Here is a 16,586-nt window from a genome sequence, read left to right as displayed (position 1 = left end):
TCAGCATACAGCCTTTTTTTGAAGCCCTCTTGCAGGGCTTTTGCTGTTATGTGGTATGATGAATTGGAAGGGCAGGCGTAATATGTACTGACCTTTATATGTAAGCGCTTATAAGCGACGGAAGGTGCAGATATGTTTAAAAGGCTCATAAGAACATCCAACAATCTTAAATTAAAGCATAAATTGCTCATATCCTATGTACTTGTCGTCATGATTCCGGTACTAATTATTGGACTTGCTGTAACCGGATACTTTCGCAAGCAGGCGCTGGACAATGCCATTGGACAGACGATTAACAACGTGGACAAAGTCAAAAGTCAGACCACCACATTGCTGCGTGTGCCTACGGATATTTCCAACATTCTGATGTTCAATAATGATTTGAAAGAAATTGTGAACAAACAATACCAAAGTGTTGTGGAGCTGACCTCGGCTTACCTCGCATACAAAGATTTTCAGGAATACAAGCGTCTGTACCGCGAGGTTGCGGGCATCCGGTTTTACTCCACCAATCCGACGCTGATCAACAATCTGGAGTTCATTCCTGTGGACAAGCAGACCGAGGAGAGCTACTGGTACCAGAAGGCACTGAAAACGACGAGCATCGGCTGGTTTTATATTCCTGACAAGGGAGATAATCCGGTGCACAAGCTAAGTCTGGTGCGCAAAGTGCCTTTTGCCGAATATCGGACCGAGGGTGTGCTGATGATTGTAATCAATCAGGATGAGCTGAATGGATTATTACGTCAGGAACCGTTCGAGACGTTGATTACGGACGAACAGGGTTATGTGGTTGCGGCCAAAAATACCGAACTAGTGGGCAAGACGCTGGACGAGCTTGATTTTGGTGTAGATCTACAAAATCAGACCAAAGGCACAATTGAAGCAGATTTTCGGGGGGAGCCATCCAATATTGTAATTGATGAGCTGCGCCCTGGATCGAGCATGAACAGCCTGAAGATCATTTCCGTTTTTGCCACCAAAAATATTGTCAAAGACGCGAATACCATTAGCATGATCGGTATGCTCTTCATTACGCTTGTGCTGGTCATTGCATTGTTGCTTGTTTATATCATTTCGTTTCTCACGTCAAACCGATTGTTACGCCTTAGCAAACATTTGAATAAGCTCGCACTGGGTGATCTGAACGTCACCTCCCGCATTGATGGGAATGATGAGATTGGGCAACTGTCGAGGCAGTTCAATTACATGGTGAAGAGCATTAATGAACTGATGACTCAGGTAGTGGAGGCAACGGAACAGAACAATCAATTGGAAATCGCACAGAAAGAGATTAAACTGAAAATGATGGCCAGCCAGATCAATCCTCATTTTTTGTTTAATGCACTGGAGTCGATCCGCATGAAAGCCCATATCAAAGGCGAGGCGGAGATTGCCAATATTGTCAGGCTGCTAGGCAAACTGATGCGCAAGAGTCTTGAGATTGGCAGCGGCAAAACGACGTTCAGAGCCGAACTGGAGATGGTACGTTCTTATCTGGAAATTCAGAAATTCCGTTACGGCGACCGGCTTGCTTTCCAGATCCATATCGATCCGGAGGTGGAGAAGATGTACATTCCTCCTTTGATCATTCAGCCTCTGGTTGAGAATGCGATTGTGCATGGTTTGGAAAATAAAGAGGGCACGGTCCGTGTGAATATAAATATTCGTTTGGTGGAGGATGTCGTTCAGGTGCGTGTCGATGATGATGGGGCAGGCATTACGCCGGAGCGTCTGGCTGAAGTGATGCAGTTCATCTGTGGACCGGAAGAACAGGAGAAGAGCCGGATTGGCATGCGTAACGTACATCAACGTTTAACGTTGACCTACGGTGAGCCATACGGATTACAGATTAAGAGTGTGTACGGGGAAGGAACAGAGGTTTCTTTCACCTTGCCAGTAGGAGGAGACCAGCATGTATAAAGTGTTATTGGTAGATGATGAACCGAGCATACGTGAAGGACTGACAACGATCATTGATTGGGAAAAATACGGCTTTCAGGTGATTGGTACAGCTGCCAGCGGGCGTGAGGCCATCACCCGCTTCGAAGAGCTGGAACCGGACCTGACAATCATCGATATTCGCATGCCCGGCATGACCGGACTGGATGTGATTGAAGAAGTGCGGCAGCACCATCCGGGGTCGCACTTTCTGATCCTGAGTGGGTACGCGGATTTTGATTATGCCAAGAAAGCCATCAGTTTTGGCGTAGATGGGTATCTGCTCAAGCCGGTGGATGAAGAGGAGATTATTAGTGAGCTGGAGCGGATCTCTGTGATGCTAACAAGGGAGCGTCTGACACTGGCCCGCCATGCTGGTGAGGATACAGCCTACCGGGAGCACCAGATTGAAGCATTGCTTTTTGATAGCCTGGAAGGTACAGAAACGATGGAAGCAAATGCTCTAGGATTGAATTGGTCGCAGTATCAGGTTGTGCTGCTGGAGATGCATGCCGAACCTGATTTACAGCGTGGTAGTGTAGTGAAACGCAGACTGGCGGAAGCTTTTGACCAGAAAGATCGGGGCATTGTGTTTTCGTTCCATTCCGGACTGGGACTGTTATGTAAAGAGCCTATTTTGACTGTCCAATCTGCCCAGAGTTTATATGATGAGTTGGAAGGGCTGCTGGGAGAGTGGAATATTCACATGTACGCGGCAGCAGGTCAACCTGTAAACTCCACAGCAGACATCGCACATTCCTATAATCAGGCCAACGGCGTATTGGGCGGACGTTTCCTGTTCGCGGAACAACGTATTATGTTATGGAACGAAGGCGAGAAGAGCAAAAGTGCTTCTGGGCCGGTTATTGCGCTGGATGAAGTTAGTGGTGAACCGGATGAAGCAGAATTGGCGGACAAGCTGTATTATGCGCTCGACATTCGGAGTAGCGAGTCCGTGATGCGTGTGCTGACCGAAATCGAGGAACGTCTGATCCCCCATCATCAGACAGAACAGGCGATTAAGACGGCGTTCTCCCAAGTGTTTTCATTGGCTATTAACAAACTTGCGGCAACGAATCAGCATATGCAATCTATTATGCAGGAGCATTCCGTTCTAATTACGGAGGTCTACCATCAATTAACGTTACTGGATCTCAAAGTAATGGCTGCTCAACACCTGAACCGGCTTATTCAGCGCATGGGTGGAGGAAGCAAGGATACGGTACTGAAACAAATGATTGAATTTATCCGTCGTAATCCCGGCGAAAATCTCAAGCTGGAGGTACTCGCTGAGGTATTTAACTACAATAGCAGTTATTTGGGCAAGCTGTTCAAAAACCATACCGGGGAATATTTCAATGCATTTCTCGATAAGGTCCGAATGGAGAAGGCGAAGGAACTTCTCGATGAAGGCTTAAAGGTGCACCAGGTTGCCGCGAGGGTGGGGTATGCCAACGTGGATTACTTCCACGGCAAATTCAAGAAGTATGTAGGGGAATCGCCTTCCGCATACAAACATGCTAGAGAGCTTGCTAGATCACAGCCCAAAGATTCTTCAGGAGAGCCAGAACGGGAGTAGCCCATGTTTCAGAGGATGGTACTTCTGGAGTTTGGTATTTCTCCTGATTAGGTAAAAAACGTTTTCGAACTAATAGTCTATTTGAAGGACCCTGGAGGTCCTTTTTCTTTTTAGTTTTACATGAAGTAAACGATTTCTATAAAACGTTTTCGATCATTACCAATTTCAAATTAAATTCCCTTGTAATTTCAATAATTATTAATAGATAGCGTCATTATCACTAATTTTATAGATATAATATCGGATTTTATAAGGGGATATCTAATTTTCATATGATTTTCTCTAAAATCCAGATGGTATTTTGAAAACGCTCTATCAGGTATGATTATTTTATAAATCAGAGGAGGGGGAACGGAGATGGAAACGCTAACAGAAAAATCCGCTTCCGCGAAAAAAAGCAGTGACCCCAATCCGCCAACACAAAAACGGCGGAACAGAGTTTGGGACAGTATGAAACAGCAAAAGTATCTCTATCTCATGTCATTGCCATTCGTAGCTTGGGTTTTTGTATTTAACTATCTGCCACTATGGGGATGGACGATGGCTTTCCAAAACTATAAACCGGCCAGATCGTTCGGTGATCAACAGTGGGTTGGTTTTAAACACTTTGCAGAGCTATTCAGCGATGATCGCTTCTATCTGGTACTTCGAAATACGCTTGCAATGAGCTTGATGGGACTGGTTATCGGTTTTATCGTGCCGATTTTCTTTGCGATTCTCTTGAATGAGATGAAAGGCATGTTCTTCAAGCGCGCCGTGCAAACGGTATCATATCTGCCTCACTTTGTATCCTGGGTCGTAGTGGCAGGGATTATTACCAAGATGCTCTCCACCGATGGCGGGATTATCAATGACCTTTTGGTAAACCTAAACATTATCGATCAGCCGATCCAATTCATGGCTAAGGGGAACCTGTTCTGGTACATTGTAACCGCTTCAGATATGTGGAAGGAAACCGGCTGGAATGCGATCATCTATCTGGCGGCCATTACCGGTATTGACCAAGAACTTTACGAAGCTTCCCGTGTAGACGGAGCGAACCGCTGGAGACAAATGTGGCATATCACGTTGCCAGGCATTCGGACTACGATCTCTGTACTGTTCATCATGTCCATCGGGCATCTGATCAGTATCGGTTTCGAGAAGCAATTTTTGCTGCAAAACAGTCTGGTGCTAGACTACTCGGAAGTGCTTGATCTATACGCGCTCAACTATGGTTTGAATATGGGACGATTCTCGTATGGTACAGCCATAGGCATATTCAATTCCGTTGTCAGTATCATCCTTCTGTTTACAGCGAACGGATTGTTCAAAAAATTCACCAAAGAAAGCATCATGTAGGGAGGGGACGACATTATGGCGAACAAAGCATTCAATGCTACTCGGGGCGATAAGCTGTTCGATATATTCAACATCCTCGCGATGACCCTGGTGCTGATTGTAACACTGTATCCATTCCTGAACGTACTGGCTATCTCACTCAATAACTCGACAGATACCGTACGTGGTGGAATTTACTTGTGGCCTCGTGATTTCACATTGCAAAACTACAAAACGATTTTCCAATACGATGGATTGCTGCAAGGTTTGCAGGTATCCATTCTACGTACAATTGTAGGTACCGTGCTCGGTTTGATCAGTTCCTCAATGATCGCATTTACACTGAGTCGTCCTGACTTTAAGTTGAGAAAGTTTGTTTCTACTGCACTTGCACTCACGATGTATTTCTCCGGTGGTCTGATTCCGGTGTACATCCTGATGCGTGACCTGAACCTGATCGGTACATTCTGGGTGTATGTATTGCCAGGTATGATCAGTGCGTTTAACGTGTTCATTATCCGTTCCTTCATTGATGGCCTGCCGTATGCATTGCAGGAATCAGCCAAGCTGGATGGTGCGAATGACTTTAAGATCTATTACAAAATCATTTTGCCACTCTGTAAACCGGTACTTGCAACTATCGCGTTGTTCCTGGCTGTAGGCCAGTGGAATGCTTGGTTCGATACGTACCTGTATAATGGTTCGAAGGCGCATCTGACCACGCTCCAGTACGAGCTGATGAAAGTACTGCAAAGTACACAGCAAGGCTCGGGAGCCGGACGTAACGCCAATGACATGGCACAGCAGATGACACAGATTTCACCGGAATCCATCAAAATGGCGATCACGATCGTTGTTACGGTTCCAATCCTGATTGTGTATCCATTCCTGCAAAAGTATTTTGTAGGTGGTATGACATTGGGTGCAGTAAAAGCTTAAGTAAGTTTGTACAGGCCGCCACATAGATAGAGTGGCCGTATAATAAAAGAAGCATCAGAATGCCCGAAGCGCAGCCATTTGGCCTGCGCTTCACCGTATAGGGCTGCGGAGTGGCATTCATGAAGCTATAGACAGGGACAAAAAAGTCCCGGATAGACAGACATATGAAACGGGAGGATTACCATTATGGCAAGAAACAAAATGAAGATTGCACTGGCTCCAGTGCTTGCGATGTCTTTGCTCGCAGGTTGCGGTGGAGGAAACAGCGGCGAAACGTCGTTTAAGGACACTAGCGGTGATACGTCTCCGATTACTTTTGACTTTTTTAGCGTCGATCCCAGTCCGAACTGGAACGGTATGAAGGATGAAGTGGGGAAGGTCCTTACAGAGAAAACAGGAGTAACCCTTAACGGTGAGTTTGCCGTCAGTGGTGGTCAGGATAAAGTATCCTTAATGGCAGCAAGCGGAGACTATCCGGATATCGTGTCACCCAAAGGAGAGCTAAGCAAGCTCGTGGATGCTGGGGCAATGGTCGATCTGACCGATCTGATCGAGCAATATGCTCCCAATCTGAAGAAGCTGTATGGTAATTACATGGACCGGCTGAAATATAGCAACGAAGATCAAGGAATTTATGTACTACCTACGTATTATGCGGTAGACCAGAAGTATTTTGATGCAGGCGGCGGATTTGGGATTCAGCAGCGTGTATTGAAAGAGCTGGGATACCCTGAAGTGCGTACACTGCAGGATTATGAAAATGTATTGAAGGCATATAAGGAGAAACATCCAACGATTGACGGTCAACCAACGATTCCGTTATCCCTGGACGCAGATGACTGGAGAATCATGATTACGGTAACGAATCCGGCCTTCCAGGCAACAGGTGCTCCGGATGACGGCGAGTACTATATTGATCCTGAGACATATGAGGCAAGTCTGCATTACAAACGTCCTGAAGAGAAAGAGTATTTCCGTTGGTTGAACCATATGTACGCAGAAGGACTGCTTGATCAGGACAGCTTTGTACAGAAAACGGATCAATACAAATCCAAAATTGCAAGTGGACGTGTTCTGGGCGTCATAGACCAGGATTGGGGTTATTCCGATGCGGAAAACGCATTGAAAGCAGCGGGCAAAGATGAAGCGACCTATTCACACTTCCCGGTAACTCTGTCTAAAGATATCAAGGATCATTCCTTCCAGGACCCTGGTTTTGTATCTGGATGGGGTGTAGGGATTACAACATCGAATCCGGACCCAGTTCGTACAATTAAATTCTTTGATTACCTAGCTTCTGAGGAAGGCCAAGTGTTGATGAACTGGGGCATTGAAGGTGAGCAGTACGAAGTGAAAGATGGCAAACGTGTGATTCCGGCCGATATTCAGGACCAAAAAACGAATAATGCTGCCGTATTCCAGAAAGAAACAGGTATTGGCCTCTATACCAATATGTCTGGTCACTATGGAGATGGTGTCAAGGATTCAACGGATAACTATTACACAACGAATTTCCCTGAACAGATTGTAGCGGCGTATTCCGATGCAGAGAAAGAGACACTCAAAGCATACGGCGCAACAACGTGGAAAGATCTATTCCCAAGTGAAGATGAGTTCCCGGTTAAACCATGGGGAGCAGCGTACAATATGCCAACTCCAGGTGACTCGGATTACAACGTTATTTTCCAAAAAACACAGGATATTATCCGTAAACGGATTCCTGAAGCGATCCTCAGTTCCCCTGAACAATTCGATGCCATTTATGATGGGATGATTGCCGAGCTGAATAAAGCCGGAGCAGAGGACATGGAAAAACAATACACTGAGCTGGTACAAAGCCGTGTTCAATTGTGGAGCGGTGAAGAGAGCAAGTAATGCTTTTCAGCAGAATAGTTTTTCGAAAAAAGGGCCCAGGAAACTGGGTTCTTTTTATACCTAAAACGTTTTCCGAAAAACGTTTTCAATTTTGTAAATTCACTATTGACAAGGACTTTTAGAGGGATTATTATTCAAATATGAAAGCACTTTCATTAGTGATTTATCAAGGCATGTACACGAATCTCTTCAGTCAAAAGGAGTAAGGATTGGTTCCTCAAATTACTGGATAGAGTGAGTGTTTTTCACTTCATTTTAGAAAACGCTTTTTATGTTATAAAATCAAACGTTTTACAATGAGAATCACCCAATTACGGTATGTGCAGGTCAGCCTGTTCTACAATAGATAGCTTCATTTTATCCATAAGGGGGATTACACATGAAGGGCAAAACACCAAAAACATTCGCAATGCTTCTGTTAGCCAGCGCTCTTGCCATTACAGCAGGGTGCAGTGGTAGCGGAGGAGGAACTACGGCTTCAGAAACACCAACGGACACAGGGGATACGACCAGTCCAATCACCTTCACGTTCTTTGGTGCTGACGCAAGTCCAAACTGGAACAACATGAAGGACGCAGTCGGCCAAGAAATTACGAAACAAACAGGTGTTACAATTGAAGCTGAGTATGATGTGAATAATGGTGGCGACCAAAAGATACCTTTGATGGCTGCCAGCGGTGAATACCCTGATATTATCTATCCTAAAGGTAACTTGTCTAAACTTGTGGATGCAGACGCGATGCTTGACCTGACAGATCTGATTGACAAATACGCACCTAACCTGAAGAAAATCTATGGGGACCAGATGAACCGTCTGAAATACAGTTTGGAAGATCAGTCCATTTACACGATCCCAACGAACATGGGTGTAGATAATGTTGCGTTTGATGCTACAGGCGGATTCGAGATTCAGCAAAAGGTATTGAAAGAACTCGGCTACCCAGAAGTGAAAACGCTTGAGGATTACGAGAAAGTTCTGAAAGAATATTATGCAAAACATCCAACACTTGACGGACAGCCAACCATTCCGCTGACGCTGAATGCAGATGACTGGAAGATTATGATTACGGTAACGAATCCAGCCTTCCAGGCAACAGGTGGACCGGATGACGGTGAATATTATATTAACCCTGAAACGTATGAAGCGGTGTTGCACTATAAACGTCCAGAGGAGAAAGAATACTTCCGCTGGTTGAACAAAATGTACAATGAAGGCATTCTCGACAAAGATACATTTGTGCAGAAGGACGATCAATACAAATCCAAAATCGCAAGCGGTCGGGTACTGGGGCTGATTGACCAGGAATGGAACTATGGTGAAGCTGAGAATGCTTTGAAATCAGTTAAAAATGGCGAGAATACTTACGCTCACTTCTCTGTATCCCTCAACAAGGATATTGTGGATCATACGTTCCAACCTACCGGATTCGATGGATATGGCATCGGAATTTCCAAAACTGCAAAAGACCCTGTACGTATTATCAAATTCATGGATTGGCTCGCTTCGGATGAAGGCCAGGTGCTGAGAAACTGGGGGATTGAAGGCGAACAATACAAAGTGGAAAATGGCCAACGTATCATTCCTGAGGATGTACAGGACCGCAAGACCAATGACAACTCGGCGTTTACCAAAGAAACAGGAGTCGGTATGTATAACATCTTCAGCGCAAGATATGGCGATGGTGTCAAAGATTCCACAGGTAACTACTACACAACGAACTTCCCTGAGCAGATCCAAGCAGGTTATACTGCGGCAGAGAAGGAAACATTGAAAGCCTATGGCATTACAACGTGGAAAGATTTCTATCCTTCTGAAGACGACTTGAAGCTGAAAGATTGGGGCGCAGCATATAACATGCCTGTACCTTCGGATACGGATTATAATGTAACGTTCCAGAAAACGCAGGACATCATCCGTAAACGTATTCCTGAAGCCATCCTTGCCAAACCTGAGAAATTCGACCAAGTGTATGATGATCTCCTGGCTGAACTTGATAAAGCAGGGGCGGTAGACATGGAGAAACAATATACCGTTTGGATCAAGGAACGTGTATCTCTCTGGACAGGTAAAGACGTGAAATAATACTGAAAATAAGGCATGATAAACGATCATTTTCAAAGCAAAATGGGTCCCCTAAAAGGGGCCTTTTTTGTTGTTGACGAAAGGGGTAGGATAGCATATAATCCTTAATGTAAGCACTTTCAGCAAGCATTTTAAATTATTTTCCGAAAACGTTTTATGTATGTTGCTAAAAGAGTTTTCATGGGTTTAGGTTTTGTTAAAAAAGAGTGCGAATTTAATTTTTTAGTAAGCGCATACAGAAATGCGTCTTACAACGGTATCCTCAGGCTTAAAGCCTGTTATACAGATAAAACCTTCATAAATAATAGGGGGACTAGACAATGAGAGGCAAAATGAAAGGCAATACACCCAAGACGTTTGCAATGTTGATGCTCGCAAGTGCAATGCTGGTTACAGCTGGCTGCGGAAATTCGGGAAATAAAGAAGCCTCAGAGTCCAGTGGAACCGAACCGGTTACTTTCACATTCTTTGGTGCGGATGCGAGTCCAACCTGGAACAAGATGCAGGATGCAGTCGGTAAAGAGATTACCAAGCAAACAGGCGTTACGATTGAAGCTGAGTATGATGTAAACAATGGTGGAGACCAGAAAATTGCACTTATGGCGGCTAGCGGTGAGTACCCTGATATTGTTTTTCCAAAAGGTAACTTGTCTAAACTAGTAGATGCAGGGGCAATGCTTGACCTGACGGATCTGATTGAGGAGCATGCTCCAAACCTGAAAAAAATATATGGGGACCAGATGAACCGGCTGAAATACAGTTCGGAAGATCAGGCCATTTATACAATCCCAACGAATATGGGTGTTGATAATGTTGCGTTTGACGCAACAGGCGGATTTGAAATTCAGCAAAAAGTACTTAAAGAGCTCGGATACCCTGAAGTGAAAACACTTGAGGATTACGAGAATGTATTGAAAGAATATGTGAAAAAACACCCAACGATTGACGGTCAGCCGACCATTCCATTGACGCTGAATGCAGATGATTGGAAGATTATGATTACAGTAACGAACCCGGCCTTCCAAGCAACTGGAGCACCCGATGATGGAGAATATTATATCAACCCTGAAACATATGAAGCGATGTTGCACTACAAACGTCCAGAGGAGAAAGAATACTTCCGCTGGTTGAACAAAATGTACAATGAAGGACTGCTGGACAAAGATACATTTGTCCAAAAGGATGACCAATATAAATCCAAAATCGCAAGTGGTCGCGTACTCGGTCTGATTGACCAGGAGTGGAATTATCAAGAAGCAGAAAATGCACTCAAATCAGCGGGCAAAGATGACAGCACATATGCTCACTTCTCTGTATCCCTGAACAAGGACATTGTGGACCATACATTCCAGCCAACCGGATTTGACGGATATGGCATCGGGATTACAACTTCTGCCAAAGATCCGGTTCGTATTATCAAATTCATGGACTGGCTCGCTTCGGACGAAGGTCAAGTTTTGAGAAACTGGGGCATTGAAGGCCAACACTACAATGTAGAGGATGGTCAACGGGTGATTCCTCAAGATATTCAGGATCGTAAAACCAATGACAACTCTAACTTCACCAAAGAAACAGGAATCGGTATGTATAGCGTGTTTAGTGCGAGATACGGTGATGGCGTGAAAGATTCCACGGATAACTTTTACACAACGAACTTCCCAGAGCAGATCCAGGCTGGTTATACTGCCGCAGAGAAAGAAACTTTGAAAGCATATGGCATTACAACATGGAAAGAATTCTATCCTTCTGAAGATGATTTGCAACTGAAAGACTGGGGCGCAGCATACAACATGCCTGTACCATCAGGTACAGATTATGAGGTAACGTTCCGAAAAACACAGGATATCGTGCGCAAACGTATTCCTGAAGCTGTTCTGACTACAGCTGCGAACTTTGATAAAGTATACGATGATTTCCTCGCCGAGTTGGACAAAGCCGGCGCAGTTGAAATGGAGAAACAGTACACTATTTGGGTTAAGGATCGTGTTTCCCTGTGGACAGGTAAAGACGTTAAATAACTTATGTTTTAATTGAATAGGCAGATATACAAAAAAGGCCCTGAGCAAGGGGCTTTTTTTGCTGTCCATGTGATGTTTAACATTGACGCAAATTTCGAAATCAAATATAATTTTCTTACTGTAAGCACTTTCAGATAAACGACAATTTAGCCTTGTAGGTAAGCGGATTACGATCAAGTAAAACAGTATTTATATTGGTTATTTAGCTATACCGAAAACGTTTTAGTACTGAATGAAAAATAGCTGATTAGGAACAGGAGTTATCTATGACCCCATTTAATGAGAGAACAAAAGAAAATCGTCTGTGGTATCGTCAGCCTGCTACTCGCTGGGAAGAGGCGTTGCCTATCGGTAATGGTCGCCTTGGCGGTATGGTATACGGCGGAGCATCGGGTGAACAAATCCAGCTAAATGAAGATACATTGTGGTCCGGATTTCCACGCGACACCATTCAGTACAGCAGTCAGCGGTATCTGAAACAGACCCGTGAACTGATTATGTCCGGGCAATATAGCGAAGCTGAACAATTGCTGAACCGCGAAATGCTGGGACGTGATGTGGAAGCTTATCAGCCGATGGGCCACTTTAAGTTGCAGCACGATGAACTGGATGGGATCCCGTACGATGAATTTGAGCGGGAGCTTGATCTCCATAGCGGCATTGCAACGACGAAGTATTCATATCAAGGCATTCGTTATGTACGTGAAGTATACGCCAGTGCAACAGATGATCTCATGATCTGTACCATCACTGCTGATCGTATGGGATCTGTAAACGTAAGCGTTACGTTGGACAGTCCACATCCTTATAACGTTGAGACTTCGGACAATGCACTTACACTGTTCAGTCGCTGTCCGAGTCATGTTGAATCGAATTATTTCAGGGATCATCCGGAGTCTGTCATCTACGAAGAAGATCGTGGAACGGCTTATGCTATGCGACTGGCCGCGACTGCGACGGGCAAGAATGCCGAAGTAACGGTTATGGACGGAAGACTTCATATTCAGGGAGCTGACCAGGTTATTTTTTATCTGACAGCGGCGACCGCCTTTGAAGGCTATAATGTGATGCCTGTTAAAGATGGTGTGCTTCTGGATCAGGAGTGCAGGGAAGTAATCACAAAAGCGATGGCTCATGGCATGAAGGCTCTTCGGGAGCGACATGTCCTGGATCATGGGACTTTATTTTCAAGAGTATCTATTGATCTCGGCGCTTCAGCCAATGAAGAATTGCCTACAGATGAGCGACTGCAAGCTTACCAGGCTGGAGCCAATGATCCTGGCCTGGAGGCACTCTATTTTCAATATGGTAGATATTTGTTAATGGGTAGTTCACGTGAAGGTAGCCAGCCAGCCAATCTGCAGGGAATCTGGAATCATCAGGTGGAGCCGCCCTGGCACAGTGATTACACGATTAATATCAATACCGAGATGAATTACTGGCCGGCAGAAGTATGCAACCTGAGTGAATGCCATGAGCCGCTGTTTGGCTTGTTGGAGGATCTAAGCGATACCGGGAGAAGAACGGCACGTATTTTGTACGGAGCACGTGGCTGGACAGCCCATCATAATGTAGATATTTGGAGGACATCCACGCCTACAGGCGGAGACGCAAGTTGGGCGTTCTGGCCAATGGGCGGCGTGTGGCTGACTTCACATCTATGGGAGCATTATCTGTTTACCCGTGATCAACAATTTCTCGCGGAACGCGCGTATCCAATCATGAAGGAAGCGGCACTCTTCTGTCTGGACTGGTTGGTGGAGGGACCAGACGGATATCTGGTTACGGCTCCATCGACCTCTCCGGAGAACAAGTTCCTGACTGAGGAAGGAGAGGCTCGCAGCATCTCCATGGCTTCGACGATGGATATGACATTGATTCGTGAGTTGTTCGATCGGTGCATTGAAGCAACGGAGCAGCTGGATGTGGATCAGCAGCTGGCGAAGGAGTGGAGCGAAGCACGCAGCAAGCTCTATCCATTCAAGATCGGAAGCGAGGGGCAGCTGCAGGAATGGTTTAAGGATTTTGCCGAATCCGAACCAGGGCATCGTCACGTCTCCCATCTGTATGGTTTGTACCCAGGGGAGCAGATCAACCGACTGGATACGCCGGAACTGGTGGAAGCAGCACGAGTGTCACTTGAACGTCGCATCTCACAAGGTGGCGGGCATACAGGTTGGAGCTGTGCCTGGTTGATCAATCTGTATGCGAGGCTGCTGGATAGCAAGCTGGCACATCAGTTTGTCCGTACGCTGCTGGCTCGATCCACGCATCCTAATCTGTTCGATGATCATCCGCCGTTCCAGATCGATGGCAACTTTGGTGGCACTGCCGGTATTGCGGAGATGCTGTTGCAAAGCCATTTAGGCGAATTACATCTGCTGCCAGCGCTGCCTGAGTACTGGGCCAGTGGCAGTGTGAAAGGGCTTCGGGCACGAGGTGCATACACGGTGGCAATCGCGTGGGCAGATGGCAGACTCTCAAGCGCCGAAATTAAGGCTGATCACGCTGGTTCGATAACCATTCGGAGTGCATACCCACTGCGTGTGGAAGGAAACGATCAGCCTAAGGCGCAGTTAACACCTCAGGGTGATTATGTAGTGATTTTAACCATGACCGCAGGACAGACGATCCGCGTGTCATCATGAGACGGAGGAGTAGACGATGACGATTTTTAAATTTCCACAAGATTTCCGCTGGGGAACAGCAACAGCTTCCTATCAAATAGAAGGTGCAGCGCAGGAAGGCGGACGCGGGGTATCCATCTGGGATACGTTTGCCCGTACACCCGGCAAAGTATTCAATGGAGATAATGGTGATGTCGCATGTGACAGTTACCACCGCTATGAGGAAGACATCGAGCTGATGAAAAAGCTTGGGATTAACACCTACCGATTCTCGATCGCCTGGCCGCGTATTATTCCTGATGGAGATGGCGAGATCAATCGGGAAGGATTGGACTTCTATCATCGATTCGTAGATAAGTTGCTTGAAGCGGGAATCGAACCTTTCTGTACGCTGTATCATTGGGACCTGCCTCAGACGCTGGAGGATATCGGAGGTTGGGGCAATCGTAGGACGGTGGATGCATTTGTAAAATATGCTGAAGTCATCTTTAAGGAGTTTTCCGGTAAAATTAATTTCTGGCTGACTTTCAATGAACCATGGTGTATTGCTTTTCTGTCCAACTTGCTCGGCATTCATGCACCAGGAAATAAGGACCTGCAAACATCCATTAATGTTGCTCACGGACTGCTGGTTGCTCACGGTAAAGCCGTTCAGTCGTTCCGTCGCTTGGGTACAACAGGACAGATTGGTATTGCACCCAATGTATGCTGGGCTGAGCCTTACAGCAAATCTCCAGAAGATCAGGCAGCCTGCGACCGTTCCATTGCACTGAATACCGATTGGTTCCTAGACCCGATCTACAAAGGATCGTATCCACAATTTATGGTGGACTGGTTCGCTGAAGCTGGAGCTACCGTACCAATTCAGGAAGGTGATATGGAAATCATCTCGCAACCCATTGATCTGTTGGGCATTAACTATTACACCATGGGAATCAATCGTTTCAATCCAGAGGCGGGTGCATTGCAATCCGAAGAGGTCGATATGGGACTTACTAAGACAGATATTGGCTGGCCTGTGGAATCACGCGGACTGTATGAGTTCATGCATTACTTGCAAAAATACGGAAATGTGGATGTCTACATCACAGAAAATGGTGCATGCATCAATGATGATTTGGAAAATGGCAAAATCAATGATGATCGCCGGATTGCATACTATGAGCAGCATTTGGCCCAAATTCATCGGATTATCAACGACGGAATCAACCTGAAAGGCTACATGGCTTGGTCTTTGATGGATAACTTTGAGTGGGCGGAAGGATACCGTATGCGCTTTGGTCTTGTGCATGTGGATTACCGTTCATTGGTCAGAACACCTAAAGAAAGCTATTACTGGTATCAAAATGTGATCAAAAATAATTGGTTGGAGACACGAATTTAAGCTTTAATTTCAATATTCCACGAAGAAGTGCTCAGAACCTGACATAACTAAGTAATTACGTTATTTCAATTGTTAAATGCAGGGACATACGTGTTTAATCAGAAAAAAGACGTTGATTCGATTATCCGAATCAACGTCTTTTTTATTGTTTTATTTTCAGCCAGGACTCACATGTTCATGAAGGTTTCATAAGGTCTAAGCTGTTTCATGTTATGAGGAGAGCGTTTTTGGGTTATAAGAAGTAAGAAGAAGTGATCTGGTCCTTGTCAACAGTTAAAATACAAATAAAGTGTCCAAATTGCGAAATAAATTTGAACATTTGTTGACTAAAAATCATACTGATGTGGTATATTGGTATAAGGAAAGCACTTACAAAAAGGGAAAAGGAAGTGTTTACTATGGCATCGAAGACAGCAATGGTAAGCCAATTGGAACGCAAAGATAAAAATATGCGGCGTGCAGTGCTAACGATGACAGTTCTGGCTTGGATTGCCCTCATTACGGGAGTAGTCATGTGCCTGATCAACCTGAATGATTTTAATGATCGTAACCTCGGATTAATGGTGGGTATCGGTTTCTTGGTTGGCAGTGTATTTATTTACGTTATTGCCAAATCGATTGGACTTGTTCATACACGCCGGGAAGACGAAGGCGCCGATTAAATAATCTTGCGTTAATTCGTTCATAATAAGACTGGATGAGCACCCGGAATCCCAGTCAATAAAGCCCTTTGCGGATTCGTTGATACTGTTCAACGGGACTGCAAAGGGTTTTATTTTGTGACTTGAAGTGTAAAGATTACAATGAGGAAATATCAAGT

The 16,586-nt window shown here is 45.2% G+C and carries 10 protein-coding genes; all 10 read left to right on the top strand.

Annotated features, from left to right (window positions below; translation table 11 throughout):
* Window positions 1-132: 132 nt before the first annotated feature.
* Window positions 133-1,923: a sensor histidine kinase gene (locus CRO25_RS27185; RefSeq protein ID WP_079697115.1), complete on the top strand. Its 1,791-nt coding sequence runs from the start codon at window positions 133-135 to the stop codon at window positions 1,921-1,923.
* A complete protein-coding gene (locus CRO25_RS27180; RefSeq protein WP_079697114.1) occupies window positions 1,916-3,520 on the top strand; it encodes a response regulator transcription factor in 1,605 nt (534 codons plus the stop codon). Before CRO25_RS27185 ends, CRO25_RS27180 begins: the two co-directional genes overlap by 8 nt.
* Window positions 3,521-3,877: 357 nt before the next feature.
* Complete coding sequence (locus tag CRO25_RS27175; protein ID WP_063566552.1) at window positions 3,878-4,861, top strand: sugar ABC transporter permease; 984 nt, start codon at window positions 3,878-3,880, stop codon at window positions 4,859-4,861.
* A 15-nt stretch (window positions 4,862-4,876) separates the two neighbouring features.
* On the top strand, window positions 4,877-5,779 hold the full coding sequence (locus tag CRO25_RS27170) for a carbohydrate ABC transporter permease (RefSeq protein WP_063566553.1): 903 nt from the start codon (window positions 4,877-4,879) through the stop codon (window positions 5,777-5,779).
* A 186-nt stretch (window positions 5,780-5,965) separates the two neighbouring features.
* Window positions 5,966-7,654, top strand: coding sequence for an ABC transporter substrate-binding protein (locus CRO25_RS27165; protein ID WP_063566554.1), 1,689 nt, complete (start codon window positions 5,966-5,968; stop codon window positions 7,652-7,654).
* A gap of 379 nt (window positions 7,655-8,033) precedes the next feature.
* The gene (locus tag CRO25_RS27160) at window positions 8,034-9,737 is read left to right on the top strand and encodes an ABC transporter substrate-binding protein (RefSeq protein WP_063566555.1); all 1,704 of its coding nucleotides are present in this window, start codon (window positions 8,034-8,036) and stop codon (window positions 9,735-9,737) included.
* A 332-nt stretch (window positions 9,738-10,069) separates the two neighbouring features.
* The gene (locus CRO25_RS27155; protein ID WP_079697155.1) at window positions 10,070-11,755 is read left to right on the top strand and encodes an ABC transporter substrate-binding protein; all 1,686 of its coding nucleotides are present in this window, start codon (window positions 10,070-10,072) and stop codon (window positions 11,753-11,755) included.
* 266 nt (window positions 11,756-12,021) lie between these two features.
* Window positions 12,022-14,403 (top strand): glycoside hydrolase N-terminal domain-containing protein, encoded by a 2,382-nt coding sequence (locus tag CRO25_RS27150; protein ID WP_079697113.1) that lies wholly within the window; start codon window positions 12,022-12,024, stop codon window positions 14,401-14,403.
* 16 nt (window positions 14,404-14,419) lie between these two features.
* A complete protein-coding gene (locus CRO25_RS27145; RefSeq protein ID WP_063566557.1) occupies window positions 14,420-15,766 on the top strand; it encodes a GH1 family beta-glucosidase in 1,347 nt (448 codons plus the stop codon).
* A 398-nt stretch (window positions 15,767-16,164) separates the two neighbouring features.
* Entirely contained in the window at window positions 16,165-16,428 is a 264-nt protein-coding gene (locus CRO25_RS27140) for a hypothetical protein (protein WP_024631414.1), read from the top strand.
* The last annotated feature ends 158 nt before the right edge of the window (window positions 16,429-16,586 follow it).

This window comes from Paenibacillus sp. RU5M (assembly GCF_900221055.1).
GTDB lineage: Bacteria > Bacillota > Bacilli > Paenibacillales > Paenibacillaceae > Paenibacillus > Paenibacillus marchantiae.
The sequence above is the reverse complement of the archived record's forward strand: the minus strand, read 5'-3'. Positions and strand labels throughout refer to the sequence as shown.